Here is a 16,728-nt window from a genome sequence, read left to right on the forward strand (position 1 = left end):
TCCGGTCATCGTGCGTCTTCGCACGTAGAGGCGGCGCGACCGTACCAAAAGGTCCCCTCGCCGTAGCGACGGGCCCGGATCGCGTCGAATCCGTCCGGCCACCCGAATTCGCCGCCTCTGGTGCTGCGCTCCACGGTGACGAGCGCGTCCGGCGCGAGCCAGCCCCCGGACCGGAGTGTGAGGAGAATCTCCCGAAGATCGTGATCTGGGACAACGTACGGCGGGTCGAGGAAGACGATGTCGTACGGGTCCGCCGACGCCAGCGTCTGGACGATCTGCTCCGCTTTGCCCGCCCTGACCTCGGCGCCGGGGAGGCCGACGTTCTTGACGTTCTCCCTGATGACGCGGGCGGCCTTCGGGTCGGCCTCGACGAGGAGGGTGTGGCTCGCGCCGCGGGACAGTGCCTCCAGGCCTACGGCGCCTGAGCCCGCGTACAGGTCCAAAACGCGTTCGCCGTTCAGGGGGGCGCCGAGGAGGGACTGCCAGGTGGAGAAGAGGCCCTCGCGTGCGCGGTCGGAGGTGGGGCGGGTGCCGGTGCCTGGCGGGACGGCTAGTCGACGTCCGCCGGCTTCGCCGGCGATCACGCGGGTCATGTTGGGTCCTTGCTTGTGGGCGTCTTCAGGTTTCATTGTGGCTGGTCGCGCAGTTCCCCGCGCCCCTGGGTGGGGCAGCCTCAGCCCTTCTCCAAGTACTGCTCTCTTTCCTCGTCCAAGAGGGCGTCCAGGGCAGTCCTCAAGCCTGGAAGCCCCGTGAGTTCCGGATCGGCTGCCACCACACTCGTCGCCTCCTCCCTCGCCTCCGCGATGACCTCCTCGTCCTCGATGACCGACAGCACGCGCAGGGACGTACGGGCACCGGACTGCGCCTGCCCCAACACATCGCCCTCGCGGCGCTGTTCGAGGTCGATGCGGGAGAGTTCGAAGCCGTCGAGAGTGGAGGCAACGGCGTTGAGGCGTTGGCGGGCGGGGCTGGCCTCGGGCATTTCGGAGACCAGGAGGCAGAGGCCGGCTGCCGAGCCACGACCGACCCGGCCGCGGAGTTGGTGGAGCTGGGAGACGCCGAAGCGGTCGGCGTCCATGATCACCATGGCCGTGGCGTTGGGCACGTTGACGCCGACCTCGATGACCGTCGTGGCGACCAGGACGTCGGTGTCCCCGGCGGCGAAACGGCGCATCACCGCGTCCTTGTCATCGGGGTGCATACGACCGTGCAGCACCTCGATCTTCAGCCCTTGGAGGGGACCCTTGGCGAGCTGGGCCGCGATGTCGAGGACGGCGAGCGGTGGGCGCTTCTCCGCCTCGTCCTCGGGGGACTTCTTCTTTGCTTTGCCGGCCTTCTTGGGGTCGTCGTCCTCGTCGCCGATGCGGGGGCAGACGACGTACGCCTGATGGCCGTTGGATACCTCCTCGCGGACGCGCTCCCAGGCGCGGGCCAGGAAGTGGGGTTTGTCGGCTGCGGGGACGACGTGGCTGGCGATGGGTGAGCGGCCGGCCGGAAGTTGGTCGAGGACGGAGGTCTCCAGGTCGCCGAAGACCGTCATGGCGACCGTGCGCGGGATGGGGGTGGCGGTCATGACGAGGAGATGCGGAGGCTGCTTGCCCTTGCCGCGCAGGGCGTCGCGCTGCTCGACGCCGAAGCGGTGCTGTTCGTCGACCACCACCAGGCCCAGGTCGTGGAACTGGACCTTGTCCTCGATCAACGCGTGCGTACCGATCACGATCCCGGCCTCACCGGTGACGAGGTCGAGGAGGGCCTGACGCCGGCCGGCGGTCCCCATGGAGCCCGTGAGCAACGTGACCTTCGTCGCCCGCTCGGCCCCGCCCAGCATCCCTCCCTCGGCCAGCTCCCCCATCATCTCGGTGATGGATCGGTGGTGCTGCTGGGCGAGCACTTCGGTGGGGGCGAGCATGGCTGCCTGGCCGCCTGCGTCGACCACGGCGAGCATGGCTCGGAGGGCCACCATTGTTTTTCCGCTACCAACTTCCCCTTGGAGCAACCGGTGCATCGGATGCTCCGTAGCCAGATCGTCGAAGATCTCCTTGGAGACCTTCACCTGCCCGTCCGTGAGGGTGAACGGAAGCCGGTCGTCGAAGGCGGAGAGGAGGCCTTCCGGGGACGGTTTGCGGGCCACCGCCGGGAGTTGGGCGTCCGCGTGGCGGCGGCGGGCGAGGGCTACCTGGAGGACGAAGGCCTCGTCCCACTTGAGGCGGTCGCGGGCCGCGGCGATGTCCGCCTTGGTGTGGGGGCGGTGGATCTTGAGGAGGGCTTCCGGGAGGGAGACCAGGCCGCGGCCCTCGCGGAGGGAGTCCGGGAGGGGGTCCACGGCTTCCTGGGCGCTGGGGAGTGCCGTCTGGAGGGCCTTGCCGATCTTCCAGGACTCCAGTTTGGCGGTGGCGGGGTAGATGGGGATCAGCGTGCCCGCCCAGGTCTCCACCGCTTCCTCGGCGTCGCCCTTGAGCAACTCGTATGCCGGATGGGCGAGTTGAAGACGGCGGTTGAAGACGGAGACCTTGCCGGCGAACATCGCGCGGGTGCCCGGCAGGAGTTCCTTGTGGGGTTTGTGAACTCCCGAGCCGAAGAAGACGAGTTGGAGTCGGCCGCTGCCGTCCGTGATCGTGACTTCGAGGCGCTGGCCCTTGCCCCGGGGGGCCTTGCTGGACGCGAAGGAGTGCAGACGGGCGTCGGCGACCTGGGCGACCACGGTGACGTGCTCGTCCATCGGCAGCTCGGCGAGGTGCGTGAGCTGGCCCCGCTCCTCGTATCTGCGCGGGTAGTGGTGCAGGAGATCGCCTACTGTGTGCAGGCCGAGATGCTCGGCCATCACCTTCGCGGTGGCGGGGCCGAGCACCTTTTTCAGTGGTTCTTCCAGTGCGGGCACGAGATCCATTGCACACCACGCCACTGACAATGCCGTATACGTCTTGCGAAACCCCTGGTCAGGCGGGTCGTTCGAGGCCTAGGATGGCGCGCTCCGGCCATCCCCCGCGGTCACCGCCTCACAGGGACCGCCCGACCCTCGCGCCGTTCGCACTTCCCCCACCTCGGCGCTGCGACGATGGACTCCCAGACCTCACAGTCATCCCAGTCACCTCACACGTTCCAGGTCGACCTGCGCGGTCTGGTGGACCTGCTCTCCCATCACCTCTACTCGAGCCCCAAGGTCTATCTGCGCGAACTGCTGCAGAACGCCGTGGACGCGATCACCGCCCGCCGGGCCGAGCAGCCCGACTCCCCTGCCCTGGTGCGGCTGTTCGCCGACGGGGGCACCCTGCGCGTCGAGGACTCCGGCGTCGGCCTCACCGAGGCGGACGTGCACAACCTCCTTGCCACCATCGGCCGTAGCTCCAAGCGCGCCGACGGGCTCCAGGAGGCCCGTTCCGACTTCCTCGGGCAGTTCGGCATCGGGCTGCTCGCCTGTTTCGTGGTCGCCGAGCGGATCCGGGTCGTCAGCCGCAGCGCCCGTACGCCGGACGCGCCGCCCGTGGAGTGGACGGCGACCGACGACGGTTCGTACACCGTGCGGACCCTGCCCGACGCCGAACGCCCCGAACCGGGCACCACCGTGCACCTGGTGGCCCGCGCGGGCGCCGCCGAGTGGCTCACCAAGGAGAAGGTCCTCGCGCTGGCGCGGGACTTCGGGGCGCTGCTGCCGTACGACGTGCGCGTGGACGGCGAGGCGGTCACCGATCTGCCCGCTCCCTGGGACCGGCCGTACCCGAGTCCCAGCACCCGGAGGGTGGCGCTGGCGCGGCACTGTCACGAGCTGTTCGGGTTCACGCCGTTGGACTCGATCGACCTCTCCGTGCCGCTCGCGGGGATTCGCGGGGTGGCCTACGTCCTTCCCGGTGCCGTGAGTCCGGCGCAGCGGGCGAGTCACCGGGTGCATCTGAAGGGCATGTTGCTCACCGAGCGGGCCGAACAGCTGCTGCCCGACTGGGCGTTCTTCGTGCGCTGTGTGCTGGACACGGACAGTCTGCGGCCCACGGCATCGCGCGAGTCGCTGTACGAGGACGAGACGCTGGCCGCCGTACGGGAGGCGCTCGGGGAGCGGATCCGGGGCTGGCTGACCGGGCTCGCGGCGGGTGATCCGGAGCGGCTCGCCGCGTTCCTGTCGGTGCACCACCTGGGGGTCAAGTCCCTGGCGCGGCACGACAAGGAGATGCTGCGCACGATGCTGCCGTGGCTCCCGTTCGAGACGACCGACGGACGGGTGTCCCTGGAGGAGTTCGCGCAGCGGCACCCGGTGGTGCACTTCACGCGGACCGTCGAGGAGTACCGGCAGGTCGCCCCCATCGCGTCCGCGCAGGGCATCGGCGTGATCAACGGCGGTTACACCTACGACGGCGAGCTGGTCGAGGCGCTGCCGTCGGTGCGCCCGGGGACGGTGGTCGCCGAGCTGGACTCGGACACCGTGACCGCGCACCTGGACTCGGTCGACCCGGCCGAGGAACTGGCCCTGGCGGACTTCCTGGCCGCCGCGCGGGCCAAGCTGGACCCCCTGGGCTGCGATGTGGTCCTCCGGGCGTTCCATCCGCTGTCGGTGCCCGCGCTGCACCTGGACGACCGCTCGGCCCGGCACGAGCAGGCCCGCGCGGAGGCCGAGGAACAGGCCGACGACCTGTGGGCGGGCATCCTGGGCTCGCTGCGGGGCAGTGCTCCACGCGCGCGTCTCGTGCTCAACCACCTCAACCCGCTGATCCGGCGGATCAGTTCGCTGAGGGACCGGGACCTGATCGGGACGGCCACGGAGTCGCTCTACGGGCAGGCACTCCTGATGGCGCAGCGACCACTGCGCCCCGCCGATTCGGCTCTGCTGAACCGGGCGTTCATCGGCCTCCTGGAGTGGGCCACACACGGGGAGGGCGACCACTGATGACAGGGATCACGGACTTCGACGCGCTGCGCCGGGCGATGGCGGAGAACTCCGAGGAGCCGGAGGGCCCGGCCCGCAACGCGCGCGCGGAGCACCTGCTCGCGGAGGCCGAGAAGCTGGACATCCCGCTCGCCGTCATCGAGGCGCTCGGACACCAGCTGAAGGTCTACAACTACAGCTCCGAGAAGGACAAGATGTTCGTCCCCTTCGCGCGCCTGCTGCGCATGTGGGACGAACGGCCCGAGGACTTCGACGAGTACGAGGTCCACTCGCTGCACTGGGTCTTCAAGTGGATGTCGTCCGGCATGCTCGGCCAGCCGCACATCCCGCTCGCGTCGATCGAGAAGTGGCTCGGCGAGATGGAGCACCGCTACCGGCTGGCCGGACACTCCGAACGGGCCGTCCGCAGCGCCGAGTTCAGCGTCGCCTCGCACATCGGGGACCTGGCGCGGGCCGAGCGGGCGTACGCCGCGTGGCTGGCCGCAGACCGCGACACCATGGCCGACTGCCACGCGTGCGAACTGCACGCCCAGGGCGAGTGGCAGGTGAAGCAGGAACGGTACGCCGAGGCGCTCGACCTGTGGGCGCCGGTCCTGGAGGGCGAGTTGACCTGCGCCCACGAGCCGCACGCCGCGCTGGCGTCCTCCCTGGCGCCGCTGCTGCGCCTCGGGCGCGCCGACGAGGCCCGCGCCCATCACCTGCGGGGCTTCCGTCTCGTACGGCCCATGGAGAGCATGCGGGCCGCCTACGCGGACCATGTGGAGTTCTGCGCGCTGAGCGGCAACGAGGCGCGCGGTCTGGAGCTGCTCGCGGAGCGTCCGGTGTACTTCACGGACTCCGGGAATCCTGGCAGCGGGCTGGATTTCCTGTCCGTGGTGACCCTGCTGATGGACCGCCTGACCGAGCTGGGCCTCGGCGACCAGCAGGTGCCCGGGCCGACCGGCCGTACCTGGACGGCACGCGAACTCGCCGTCCACGCACGCGTGGAGACCCTCGCGCTGGCCGCCCGCTTCGACCAGCGCAACGGCACGACCCACGTCGGCGACCGGGCACGCGCGCGCATGGACCAGCGGCCGCTGGTGGAACGGCTCCCCCTGGGAGTGCGTTCGGCGGCCCGGCCGGTCACGGCACCGGTACCGACCACGGCACCCGAGGTCATCCCGGAGAAGGACCTCACCGCGCTCCTCACAGAGGCGCGACGCCTGTCCGACACCCTCCAACCGCACGCCGTGGAGGCCTGGTTGGCGGTCTCCCGGGCCGCCGAGGGCGTCGAGCTGTCCGCCCGCGACCGCGCCGAGATCGCCGACCACCAGGCGATGGACCAGGGCCCCGAGGGCATCGGCCTCTTCGAGCACGCGGCCGAGCTGTTCGCCGAGGCGGGCGACCCCGGGGAGGCATGGGCGGCACGCGCGCGTGGAGCGTACGTACGCGCTCTCACGGGCGAGGTCGACGAGGCCCTCGCGGCGATCGCCGAGCCGTACGACGGGGTCCTCGCCCTGTACTCCGAGGACGGCACGGGCGTACGGCAGACGGCGGCCGTGCTGATGAGCCGGGCGCGCATCCTGATGCGCAGGGTCCACGGGGACTCCCCCGACCACACCCCCGCCGGCGGGGACCTGGCCGCCGCCGAAGCCGCCGTACGGGAGGTGCTGGCCCTGGTCGAGGGGCAGCCCCTTCCGGGTGACGTGGCCGATGTGCGGCTGGCCGCGCGGGGTGCCGAGGGTCAGGCGATGCTGGCCGAACTCGCGGTGCGGGCGGGGGACTTGGAGACGGCCGTGCGGCTGTTCGCGAAGGCGTCGACGGCGTTCGTGGGCGCGGGGCTGCCGTGGTTCGCGGTGGAGTACGAGGCCCGGCTGGCCGGGCTCGCCCATCAGCTCGGCGATATCACGGAGGCGGAGCGGGCGCTGCGGGCGGCGCTGGAGCACGGTGGGCCGTATCTGGAGGCCCCTGGGCGGGCTCAGCTGCATCTCCAGCTCGCCGAGGTGCTCGGGGGCCGGGGGCGGTCCGAGGAGGCCGCTGAGCACGCCCTGGAGGCCGCGCACTGGTCCGACGAGGCCGGCGAGGGCCCGACGCTGGGAGCCTGGGCGCGGCACCAGCTCGGCGGCCTCCTGCTGCGCCAGGGCCGCTGGGCCGAGGCCGCCGAGGTGCTGGAGTCGGCCCTGCCCGACCTGAGCGCCGAGACGCACGGCGACGGAGCGATCGTCCAGACGCAGTGGTGGCTCGGCGACTGTCTCAGCGAGCTGGGCGAGCACCGGGCCGCCGCCGAACGGCGCTTGCAGGCGGCCGAGATCGCCCGGACCTGGCCCGAGCAGAACGACCACGCGACCCTCGCCCACCTCGCCGCCGAGTCCCTGGGCCACGCGGAACTGCCCGCCGAGGCGGACCAGGCGTACGAGCGCGCGGGCGACCTGTGGCGCTCACTGGGGAACGTGCACGGGCTGGTCCGCTCGCTGCGCGCCCGCGCGTGGCTGGCGTTGCGCGCGGACCAAGGGCTGGACCGCGCGCGGGAGTTGATGGCGGGCGCGATCGAGGAGTGCGAGGCCGCGCTGCTCGTGACCGACGACCAGGAGGCGCGGCAGCGGCTCACCGGTGAACTCGGCCACACTCACCGGCAGTTCGGCGAACTGCTGGCCCGTTCCGTCGCCGAGGAGGCCGAGGACACCGCGATCCAGGCCGCGTTCGAGGACGCCCTGACCCAGACCGCGGAGTCGGTCACCGTCTTCGCCGCCCTTGGGGAGGGCGCGGTGCACACCCGCACCGGCGCCGAACTCGCCGCGGGCTGGCTGGAGGCCGACCTCAGCCGCCCCGCCGACGCGGCGGCACGCGCGCGTGGCGTACTCAAGGCCTACGAGGGTGCCGACGACGGCGACGAGACGGTACGGTCCCGTCGCGCCGAGGCCGAGCAGCTGCTCCAGCTGATGGAGGAACAGACGGAGAAATAGGGGGAGTTGGGGGGCCTACTCCACACCGATGAGCAGCAGGGCACCCTGTCGCCCGCCCCGGTACACCACCGTGTCGACGGCGAGGTACGTCTCCCGGACGTGCATCTCCAGGATGTCGGCGACGCTCACGGGTGCCTCGTCGCCCAGGACCAGCGTGACCAGCTCGCCGCCGGCCGCGAGCATGCGGTCCAGGACGGCCCGGGCGGTGGCCGTGACATCGGCGCCGATCACCGCCACATCGCCGTCGACGAGCCCCAGCACATCCCCGGCCTGGCAGATCCCGGCCATGGTCCAGGACTGGCGCTCGGCGACGGCGACCTCGGCGTACCGGGTCGCGCCCGCCGCCGAGGTCATCGAGACGACGTCCTCGTCGAACCGCCGCTCCGGCTCGTGCACGGCGAGCGCCGCGATCCCCTGGACCGCGGAGCGCGTCGGGATCAGCGCGACCCGGATGCCCTCGGCCCGGGCCTGCTCGGCGGCAGCGGCGGCGGTGTGCCGCAGCTCGGCGTCATTGGGCAGCAGCACGACCTCACGCGCGTGTGCCCGCCGTACGGCCGCCACCAACTCCCCGCTGGCGGGCGGCTCCCCCGGGCGCGCGAGCACGGTGGTCGCGCCGGCCTCGCCGTAGAGACCCGCGAGCCCCTCCCCCGGCACCACGGCGACGACGGCCCGCTGCGCGCGCTCCCTGGGCGGCCGTTCGGCACCGGTGGTGTGCACGTCACCGAGCCCGAAGTGCGTGATCCGGATCCGGTACGGCCGGCCGGCCTCGACGCCCGCTTCGACGGCGGCGCCCGCGTCGTCCACGTGCACGTGCACGTTCCACAGGCCGTCGCCGCCGACCACGACGAGCGAGTCACCGAGGGCGTCGAGCCGCTGCCTCAGTCGCGTCACGGCGGAGTCGTCGGCCTCCAGGAGGTAGATCACCTCGAAGGCGGGGCCACCCTCCTGAACAGCTTCCGGACCGTCACCGCACAGGGTGACATCGGCGACACCAGGAGAGCCGGAAGCCGGAACAGCCTCCACGCGTGCGTGCGCCGCGAAAACCGGCACCTCTCCGGTGAACGTCTCCACCAGCGCGGCCAGCACCGCCACCAGCCCCCGCCCGCCCGCGTCCACGACTCCCGCGCGCTCCAGGACGGCCAGCTGCCCCGGGGTCGCGGCCAGCGCCGCGCACGCTCCCCCGTAGGCGGCCCGTGCCACGCTCCCGCAGTCGCCCTCGGTGCCGTCGGCCGCGTCCGCCGCCGCCGAGGCGACCGAGAGGACCGTGCCCTCGACCGGGTGGGCCACCGCGTGCCGGGCGGAGTCGGCCGCACGGCGCAGAGCGAGCCGTAGACCTTCTCCGTCCGTGTGAGCCGTCTCACCGTCGGCGGCGAGGACCTGGGCCATGCCCCGGAGCAGCTGCGCGAGGATCGTCCCGGAGTTGCCGCGCGCCCCTATGAGCGCTCCGTGGGCCATCGCGCGGGCGGCGTCGGCCAGCGGCGGTTTCCGCTCGGCCAGGGTGCCGTGTCCGTCGAACACCGCCTCGACCGCGGCGACGGCGGACTCCATGGTCAGGTACAGGTTGGTGCCGGTGTCCCCGTCGGCCACCGGGTACACGTTGATCGCGTCGATCTCCTCGCGCGCACGCCCCAGCGCCCGCAGCGCGAGACCGCACCAGGTGCGCACCGCGAGAGCATCGAAGAATGTCTGCGGCACCTGCGGCACCTGCGCCTCCTTGAGCTGCTGGACTGGCAACGCAGCGTAGACCCCGGAACGGCCCGGGCCCGAGGAGGGCCGGAGCGGGCCCCCGACCAGGCATGGTAGTTTCGTTGTACTGGCGCGGTCGTTGTATGCTGCTCCGGTTGCCCGATCCCGATCGGGCCATCCCCCCTGGCAGTGCCACTTCCAGATCCTACGATCTCGATCCCGGCATGCCGGGATCATCCGTAAGTGCATCTGTGCATCTGAAGTCTTTGGAGTGACCCGTGGCTGCCAACTGCGACGTCTGCGGCAAGGGGCCGGGCTTCGGCAACAACATCTCGCACTCGCACCGCCGTACACCGCGTCGCTGGAACCCGAACATCCAGCGCGTCCGTACGGTGGTCAGTGGGACGCCGAAGCGCGTGAACGCTTGCACCTCGTGCATCAAGGCCGGCAAGGTCTCGCGCTGACGTACTGCTAGCGCGCGGCCACTGCTGGTTCGCTGCATCGAGCCGGTCCACCTCGTGTGGGCCGGCTTTTTGCCGTACCCCGGAGCCGGTCAGCCCCGGAAACGCCATCCGTGATCCACCGGCCCGATCCCGCCACCGAGCGCGAACCCCGCCGCGATCGCCCCCGTGACATACGCCTTCGCCGCCGTCACCGCCTCCGGCACCGACTCCCCCTTGGCGAGCTGTGACGCGATCGCCGAAGCGAGCGTGCAGCCGGTCCCATGGGTGTGCCGGTTGTCGTGCCGGGCCGCCCGCAGCCAGTGCTCCTCGGAGCCATCGGTGAGCAGATCGACGGCGTCACCGGGCAGATGACCGCCCTTGATCAACACCCAACGCGGCCCGTACGACAGCACGGCCGCCGCGGCCTCGCGCAACTGCCCCTCCGACTCGACCCGTACGCCGGTGAGTTGCGTCACTTCGTCCAGGTTCGGCGTGGCCACGGTCGCCACCGGCAGCAGCTTCGTCCGTACGGCGTCCAGCGCGGAGTCCGCCAGCAGTGAGTCCCCGTGCTTCGAGATGCCGACCGGGTCGACGACCGTGGGGACGTCCGTGCCGCCGATCAACTCCGCGACCGCCTCGACGAGTTCGGCCGACGCGAGCATCCCGGTCTTCACGGCCTGGACGCCGATGTCGTCGACGACGCTGCGGTACTGGGCGCGCACCGCCTCCGCCGGAAGTTCCCAAGCGCCTTGCACACCGCGGGAGTTCTGCGCGGTGACCGCCGTGACGACGCTCATGCCGTGCACGCCGAGCGCGAGCATCGTCTTCAAGTCGGCCTGGATTCCGGCCCCTCCACCGGAGTCGGAGCCCGCGACCGTCAGCACACGGGGCTTCACGACTCGATGTCCCCGAAGTGGTCCCAGCCGCCCTTGCTGGTCCACGGTGCCCCGTCGACCGTCACCTGGGGCAGCGCGGAAGGGTTGAGGACCTCGCCGATCACCTTCCAGCGGGCGGGCAGCTTCACGTCCGGCGCGAAGGTCGCCACGATCGCGTGGTCCTCTCCCCCGGTGAGCACCCACTGGATGGGGTCGACGCCGACGGCCTGCCCGATGTCGTTCATCTGCGTAGGGACGTCGATCGCGCCCGACCGGATGTCGATCCGGACCTTGCTGGCCTCCGCGATGTGCCCGAGGTCGGCGATCAGCCCGTCGCTGACGTCGCACATCGAGGTCGCCCCGAGCCCGGCCGCCGCCGGACCCGCGTGGTACGGCGGTTCGGGGCGCCGGTGCGCCTCCACGAAGGCGCGCGGCGAGCGGAAGCCCCGCGACAGCACCGCGAACCCTGCCGCGGACCAGCCCAGCCACCCCGTCACGGCGACCACGTCACCGGGCTGCGCACCGCCCCGGGTGACCGGCTCCCGGCCGCGCAGATCGCCGAGCGCGGTGATCGACACCATGATCGTGTCGCCCCGTACGACATCCCCGCCGACCACCGAGGCGCCCGCGACCTGGCACTCGTCGCGCAGGCCGTCCATCAGCTCCATGGGCCAGGTGACCGGGAGTTCGGCCGGTACGACCAGGCCGAGGAGCAGCGCGGTCGGTACGGCGCCCATGGCGGCGATGTCCGCGAGGTTCTGCGCGGCGGCCTTGCGTCCGACGTCGTAGGCGGTGGACCAGTCGCGGCGGAAGTGGCGGCCCTCCAGCAGGATGTCGGTGCTCGCCACGACCCTGCGGTCGGGCGCGGCCACGACCGCGGCGTCGTCGCCGGGGCCGACCCGGACCGCGGGGGTGGTGGTGAGCCGGGAAGTGAGCTCCCTGATGAGCCCGAACTCCCCCAACTCACCGACGGTGCCCTTCATCGTTCGTCCTCTTCTCGTGACGGCAGCGCCCGGTCGCGAGCCGTCCGTGTGCTCGGTACGGTCGAGATGACCGTCGACTTCAGTCGTGCCCGCGCCCCGGCACGGGGACCAGGTCGTGTCGGGCCTCCGCGGGTCTCCCCGCGGCGAGCGGCGACGCGATACCGTGGCGTTCCTTTTCCCCACATGATCCTCGTGGCCGCCCTGGAGGTTCCGTGGTACAGGCGTACATCCTGATCCAGACGGAGGTCGGCAAGGCGTCGACCGTCGCCGAAACGATCAGCAAGATCCCTGGAGTGATCCAGGCCGAGGACGTGACAGGACCGTACGACGTGATCGTGCGGGCCCAGGCCGACACGGTCGACGACCTCGGCCGCATGGTGGTCGCCAAAGTCCAGCAAGTGGACGGCATCACCCGCACCCTGACCTGCCCGGTGGTGCATCTGTAGCCCCCGTCTACCCTTGGCCGGTGAACTCTCTCCGTCACCGGCACCGTTCTGTCATCGGGCTGTCCGTGCTCGCCGCGCTGATCACCGTCGCGGGCTGCTCCTCAGCAGACGACAGCGCGTCGGCGGCGGTTCCCTCGCCGGGCGCGAAGGTCACCGGGCTGTGCCGGAACCTGGACAAGATGCTGCCGTCGAAGGTCGACGACCAGGGCCGCCGGGATCCCGAGCCCGCGTCAGCACTGACCGCGGGCTGGGGGAACCCGGCGATCATACTGCGCTGCGGTGTCGTCAGACCCGCGAAGATGAACGACCCGGAGGCCGACGGCGTCGAGGTGAACGGTGTCGGCTGGCTCCTCCAGAAGGAGGACGACGGCTCCTTCCGCTTCACCACGACGCTGCGGAAGGCCTACGTGGAGGTGACCATCCCGAAGGACCGCACCGGAGACGGCATGGCGCCCCTGGTCGACCTCGCGAAGTCCGTCAAGAAGGCGATCCCCGCGGGGATCGCCGACTGACCGGCTCGACCTCGACCTCGGCCTCAGCGAAGCCCTGTCGACCGGCGCAGCGCCGCCTGCACCAGCAGGTCGACCAACTCCCCGTAGGGGACGCCGCTTGCCTGCCACATCTTCGGGTACATCGAGATCGGCGTGAACCCGGGCATCGTGTTGATCTCGTTGATGACGAACTCGCCGTCTTCGGTAAGGAAGAAGTCGGCCCGCACGAGCCCCTCGCAGGAGGCCGCGTCGAAGGCGTCCACCGCGAGCCGCTGGACCTCGGCGGTCTCCTCCGGCGTCAGCGGGGCGGGCACGATACCGGGGGTCGAGTCGATGTACTTCGCCTCGAAGTCGTAGTAGGCGTGCTCCTGGGGCGGCGGAATCTCGGCCGGCACGCTCGCGCGCGGCCCGTCCTCGAACTCCAGCACCCCGCACTCGATCTCGCGGCCGCGCAGCGCGGCCTCCACGAGGATCTTCGGGTCGTGCCGCTGCGCCTCCTCGATCGCCTCGTCGAGACCGGCCAGGTCGTCGACCTTGGTGATACCGATCGAGGACCCCGCGCGCGCGGGCTTCACGAACAGCGGCCAGCCGTGCTCACCCGCGAAGTCGACGATCTTCTTGCGTGCGGCGGACTGGTCCCGCTGCCACTCGCGCGGCCGGATCACCACGTAGGGGCCGACCTTGAGGCCGAACGAGGTGAACACCCGCTTCATGTACTCCTTGTCCTGGCCGACGGCCGAGGCGAGCACACCCGCGCCCACGTACGGCACACCGGACAGCTCCAGGAGTCCCTGCAGGGTGCCGTCCTCGCCGTAGGGGCCGTGCAGGACGGGGAAGACGACGTCGACCTCGCCGAGGGCCTTCGGCACGGATCCCGGTTCGCTGACGACGACTTCACGGTTTCCGGGGTCGAGCGGGAGCACCACGCCGCCCTCGCTCGACTCGGCGAGTTCGTCGACGTCCGGGGTACGGCGGTCGGTGATCGCCATCCGCTCCGGGGCGTCGGCGGTCAGGGCCCAGCGGCCTTCGCGGGTGATGCCGATCGGCAGGACGTCGTACTTGTCCCGGTCGATGGCCGCGAGGACGGCGCCGGCGGTGACCACGGAGATCCCGTGTTCGGAGCTGCGACCGCCGAACACGACGGCCACACGCGGCTTACGAGGCGGCTGCTCAGGGCTCTGGGAGAGGTTCTCGGTGCTCATATCGCGATGAGAGTACCCGGTGGTAGTGCTTTGAGTCAGCGTCCGTTGACGAGCGGCGGTTCAGACCGCGCCTTGAAACATGCGGTCGGACAGCGCCCCAAAGGGGCGCGAGGAACTGCGCGACAAGCCACGACGGAGCCGCAGCCGCCCGACAACCCCATGCGGCACCCCAGTGGAGCGCTCAGCGCCGCTCAGGCTTGGCGCTCCGAGACATCAGCTCCTTGACGGCGACTACCGGCGACTTCCCCTCGTGCACGATCTCGAACACCGTCTCCGTGATCGGCATATCGACATCGTGCCGACGGGCCAAGTCCAGCACGGACTCACAGGACTTGACCCCCTCCGCGGTCTGCTTGGTGACCGCGATCGTCTCCTGAAGGGTCATGCCCTTACCGAGGTTCGTCCCGAAGGTGTGATTGCGCGACAACGGCGACGAGCAAGTGGCCACCAGGTCACCAAGACCCGCAAGCCCGGAGAACGTCAACGGATCCGCCCCCATCGCCAGCCCGAGCCGCGTCGTCTCGACAAGCCCCCGGGTGATGAGCGACCCCTTCGCGTTGTCCCCGAGCCCCATCCCGTCCGCGATACCGACGGCGAGCCCGATCACGTTCTTCACCGCGCCACCGAGCTCACAGCCCACGACGTCGGTGATGGTGTACGGCCTGAAGTACGGCGTGTGGCAAGCGGTTTGGAGCCGCCGGGCCACCGCTTCGTCGGTGCACGCGACCACCGCCGCGGCCGGCATCCGGGAGGCGATCTCGCGCGCGAGGTTGGGCCCGGAGACCACGGCGATCCGGTCCCGGCCGACCTTCGCGACGTCCTCGATGACTTCGCTCATCCGCATCACGGAGCCGAGCTCGACGCCCTTCATGAGCGAGACGAGGACCGTGTCGGGCGCCAACAGGGGTGCCCAGTCGGCCAAGTTGGCGCGCAGCGTCTGCGAAGGCACCGACAGGACGGTGAAGTCGGCGTCGGCGGCGGCCTCGGCGGCGTCGGTGGTGGCCCGCAGGTTCTCCGGGAGTTCGACACCGGGGAAGTAATCGGGGTTCGTACGCGTGGAGTTGATGGCCTCGACGACCTCCGCGCGACGCCCCCACAGCGTGACCTCGCACCCCGCGTCGGCGAGCACCATGCCGAAAGCCGTGCCCCACGAACCGGCGCTGAAGACAGCCGCCTTGACCGGCTTGCTCACGTGCCCTGCCCCTCTTCCTGCTCTACCTTCGGCTCGAGTGCCGCGTGGGCCTGAGCCTCCAACTCCTGTGTCTCCGCGGCCGTCCGGCGCCGCTGCTCGATCCGCTCGCGGCGCGGGTCGTAGGGCACCTCGGGCGCCTTCGCGTCGCGGATCCGCTCCAACAGGCGGGTGATGTCGGCCATGATGACCTCGGTCGCCTCTTTGAGGAGGTCCGGGGTCATCTCCTTGCCGTAGAACCGCGTGAGGTCCACCGGCGGGCCCGCGAGCACATGGCTGGTCTTGCGCGGGAAGACGTGCAACTTCTTGGCGTACGGCGGGAGCAACTCGTTGGCGCCCCACTGCGCTACGGGAATCACCGGGCACTGGGTCTGCAGGGCCACGCGCGCGGCACCGGTCTTGGCGGTCATGGGCCATTGGTCGGGGTCCCGGGTGATGGTGCCCTCGGGATAGAACGCGACGCACTCACCGCGTTCCACAGCGGCGATCGCGGCGCGGAAGGCACTCAACGCGTCCGTGGTCTCGCGGTAGACGGGGATCTGTCCGGTGCCACGCATCGCGGCCCCGACGAATCCCTTCCCGAAAAGGCTGCTCTTCGCCAGGAATCGCGGAACACGTCCGGTGTTGTACTGAAAGTGTCCGTATGCGAAGGGGTCCACTTGTGAATTGTGGTTCACCGCGGTGATAAACCCGCCCTCGGCCGGAATGTGTTCCATTCCGCCCCAGTCCCGCTTGATCAGAACCACCAGCGGCGGTTTGCAGAGGACCGCTGCGAAGCGGTACCAGAACCCGATTCTGCGGCGGGGCACGCGAACACCTTCCTCTTGGACCTGGGGGGCCGCACAAGTGTCGCCCCAGGCCGTCGGTCTGTCGAGAACACCGTACGCCCCGCCACCGACACCGCCAGGGGTGCCGGGTGACAATGGCCGCGACAAGAGAGGGGCGGAACGCCCGTGCAGTGGACCTTGGTCATCCCCCTGAAGCCTCTGGCGCGCGCCAAGAGCAGGCTCTCGGACACCGCGGGCGACGGGCTGCGCCCGGGCCTCGCCCTCGCCTTCGCCCAGGACACCGTGGCGGCCGCGCTGGCCTGCCCGGCGGTGCGCGATGTGGCGGTCGTCACGGACGACGCCCTGGCCGGCCGCGAACTGGCCGCGCTGGGCGCCCGTATCGTCGCGGACGAGCCGGGAGGCGGCCTGAACGCCGCTCTGCGGCACGCGGCGGCGGTCGTGCGGGTTTCCCGACCCGAAAGCTCCGTGGCGGCCCTGAACGCCGATCTGCCGGCTCTGCGCCCCGCGGAATTGGCCCGCGTCCTGCACGCGGCCGCCGAATTCCCGCGCGCTTTTCTCCCGGACGCGGCCGCAATCGGCACCACCTTGCTCACCGCACGAGAGGGCCGCGAATTGCGCCCGGCTTTCGGCACGGATTCCCGCGCCCGTCATCGTGCCTCCGGGGCGAGCGAACTCACCCTGGACGCGGTGGATTCCGTACGCCAGGACGTGGACACCGGCGAGGACCTGCGGGCGGCCCTGGCCCTCGGGGTGGGCCCGCGCACGGCGGCAGCGGCGGCGGGGCTGCTGATTCCGGGGCAGTGACCGGCA

At 71.1% G+C, this 16,728-nt stretch carries 14 protein-coding genes; 6 read left to right on the forward strand and 8 right to left on the reverse strand.

What is annotated here, in order from left to right; translation table 11 throughout:
• Nucleotides 1-5: 5 nt before the first annotated feature.
• The gene (gene rsmD / locus OO69_RS23260; protein WP_033282676.1) at nt 6-593 is read right to left on the reverse strand and encodes a 16S rRNA (guanine(966)-N(2))-methyltransferase RsmD; all 588 of its coding nucleotides are present in this window, start codon (nt 591-593) and stop codon (nt 6-8) included.
• 80 nt (nt 594-673) lie between these two features.
• Nucleotides 674-2,887, reverse strand: coding sequence for an ATP-dependent DNA helicase RecG (recG, locus tag OO69_RS23265; protein ID WP_033282677.1), 2,214 nt, complete (start codon nt 2,885-2,887; stop codon nt 674-676).
• A 168-nt stretch (nt 2,888-3,055) separates the two neighbouring features.
• On the opposite strand from recG, the gene OO69_RS23270 reads away from it, so the two are divergent.
• Together OO69_RS23270 and OO69_RS23275 are read left to right on the forward strand one after the other, a co-directional pair.
• A complete protein-coding gene (locus OO69_RS23270; protein ID WP_033282678.1) occupies nt 3,056-4,873 on the forward strand; it encodes an HSP90 family protein in 1,818 nt (605 codons plus the stop codon).
• Nucleotides 4,873-7,815, forward strand: a complete 2,943-nt coding sequence (locus tag OO69_RS23275) for a tetratricopeptide repeat protein (protein ID WP_033282679.1) — start codon at nt 4,873-4,875, stop codon at nt 7,813-7,815. Before OO69_RS23270 ends, OO69_RS23275 begins: the two co-directional genes overlap by 1 nt.
• Nucleotides 7,816-7,830: 15 nt before the next feature.
• Here OO69_RS23275 and OO69_RS23280 read toward each other — a convergent pair whose 3' ends face one another.
• Nucleotides 7,831-9,519 (reverse strand): DAK2 domain-containing protein, encoded by a 1,689-nt coding sequence (locus tag OO69_RS23280; protein ID WP_033282680.1) that lies wholly within the window; start codon nt 9,517-9,519, stop codon nt 7,831-7,833.
• A gap of 260 nt (nt 9,520-9,779) precedes the next feature.
• Between OO69_RS23280 and rpmB the strand changes: the two genes are divergently transcribed.
• The gene (gene rpmB / locus OO69_RS23285; protein ID WP_033282681.1) at nt 9,780-9,965 is read left to right on the forward strand and encodes a 50S ribosomal protein L28; all 186 of its coding nucleotides are present in this window, start codon (nt 9,780-9,782) and stop codon (nt 9,963-9,965) included.
• An 89-nt stretch (nt 9,966-10,054) separates the two neighbouring features.
• Here rpmB and thiD read toward each other — a convergent pair whose 3' ends face one another.
• Both thiD and OO69_RS23295 read right to left on the reverse strand, forming a co-directional pair.
• A complete protein-coding gene (gene thiD, locus OO69_RS23290) occupies nt 10,055-10,840 on the reverse strand; it encodes a bifunctional hydroxymethylpyrimidine kinase/phosphomethylpyrimidine kinase (protein WP_033282682.1) in 786 nt (261 codons plus the stop codon).
• Nucleotides 10,837-11,802, reverse strand: coding sequence for a thiamine-phosphate kinase (locus OO69_RS23295; protein WP_019058663.1), 966 nt, complete (start codon nt 11,800-11,802; stop codon nt 10,837-10,839). The genes thiD and OO69_RS23295 overlap by 4 nt, the downstream gene beginning before the upstream one ends.
• Nucleotides 11,803-12,014: 212 nt before the next feature.
• Here OO69_RS23295 and OO69_RS23300 point away from each other — a divergent pair, with 212 nt between their 5' ends.
• Nucleotides 12,015-12,248 carry an Lrp/AsnC family transcriptional regulator gene (locus OO69_RS23300; RefSeq protein ID WP_003997603.1) on the forward strand — a complete coding sequence of 78 codons (234 nt, stop codon included), beginning with the start codon at nt 12,015-12,017 and terminating at the stop codon, nt 12,246-12,248.
• Between the two features lie 20 nt (nt 12,249-12,268).
• Nucleotides 12,269-12,760 carry a DUF3515 domain-containing protein gene (locus tag OO69_RS23305; RefSeq protein WP_033282683.1) on the forward strand — a complete coding sequence of 164 codons (492 nt, stop codon included), beginning with the start codon at nt 12,269-12,271 and terminating at the stop codon, nt 12,758-12,760.
• A 23-nt stretch (nt 12,761-12,783) separates the two neighbouring features.
• On the opposite strand, the gene OO69_RS23310 is transcribed toward OO69_RS23305, so the two are convergent.
• The 3 genes from OO69_RS23310 to OO69_RS23320 all read right to left on the reverse strand — a co-directional run bounded on the left by OO69_RS23310 (nt 12,784) and on the right by OO69_RS23320 (nt 15,939).
• The gene (locus tag OO69_RS23310) at nt 12,784-13,941 is read right to left on the reverse strand and encodes a D-alanine--D-alanine ligase family protein (protein WP_033282684.1); all 1,158 of its coding nucleotides are present in this window, start codon (nt 13,939-13,941) and stop codon (nt 12,784-12,786) included.
• A gap of 181 nt (nt 13,942-14,122) precedes the next feature.
• The gene (locus tag OO69_RS23315; RefSeq protein ID WP_033282685.1) at nt 14,123-15,133 is read right to left on the reverse strand and encodes an NAD(P)H-dependent glycerol-3-phosphate dehydrogenase; all 1,011 of its coding nucleotides are present in this window, start codon (nt 15,131-15,133) and stop codon (nt 14,123-14,125) included.
• Nucleotides 15,130-15,939, reverse strand: coding sequence for a lysophospholipid acyltransferase family protein (locus tag OO69_RS23320; RefSeq protein ID WP_033282686.1), 810 nt, complete (start codon nt 15,937-15,939; stop codon nt 15,130-15,132). Before OO69_RS23320 ends, OO69_RS23315 begins: the two co-directional genes overlap by 4 nt.
• 144 nt (nt 15,940-16,083) lie before the next feature.
• Here OO69_RS23320 and cofC point away from each other — a divergent pair, with 144 nt between their 5' ends.
• Nucleotides 16,084-16,722: a 2-phospho-L-lactate guanylyltransferase gene (gene cofC / locus OO69_RS23325; RefSeq protein WP_033282687.1), complete on the forward strand. Its 639-nt coding sequence runs from the start codon at nt 16,084-16,086 to the stop codon at nt 16,720-16,722.
• Nucleotides 16,723-16,728 lie beyond the last annotated feature (6 nt).

This window comes from Streptomyces sp. NRRL F-525, from assembly GCF_000716605.1.
In the GTDB taxonomy this organism is placed as follows: Bacteria; Actinomycetota; Actinomycetes; order Streptomycetales; family Streptomycetaceae; genus Streptomyces.

Bases quoted from the DNA above. Each gene is read 5' to 3' on its own strand.
- rsmD (WP_033282676.1), bottom strand. From the start codon at position 593: ATGACCCGCGTGATCGCCGGCGAAGCCGGCGGACGTCGACTAGCCGTC.
- recG (WP_033282677.1), bottom strand. From the start codon at position 2,887: ATGGATCTCGTGCCCGCACTGGAAGAACCACTGAAAAAGGTGCTCGGC.
- OO69_RS23270 (WP_033282678.1), top strand. From the start codon at position 3,056: ATGGACTCCCAGACCTCACAGTCATCCCAGTCACCTCACACGTTCCAG.
- OO69_RS23275 (WP_033282679.1), top strand. From the start codon at position 4,873: ATGACAGGGATCACGGACTTCGACGCGCTGCGCCGGGCGATGGCGGAG.
- OO69_RS23295 (WP_019058663.1), bottom strand. From the start codon at position 11,802: ATGAAGGGCACCGTCGGTGAGTTGGGGGAGTTCGGGCTCATCAGGGAG.
- OO69_RS23310 (WP_033282684.1), bottom strand. From the start codon at position 13,941: ATGAGCACCGAGAACCTCTCCCAGAGCCCTGAGCAGCCGCCTCGTAAG.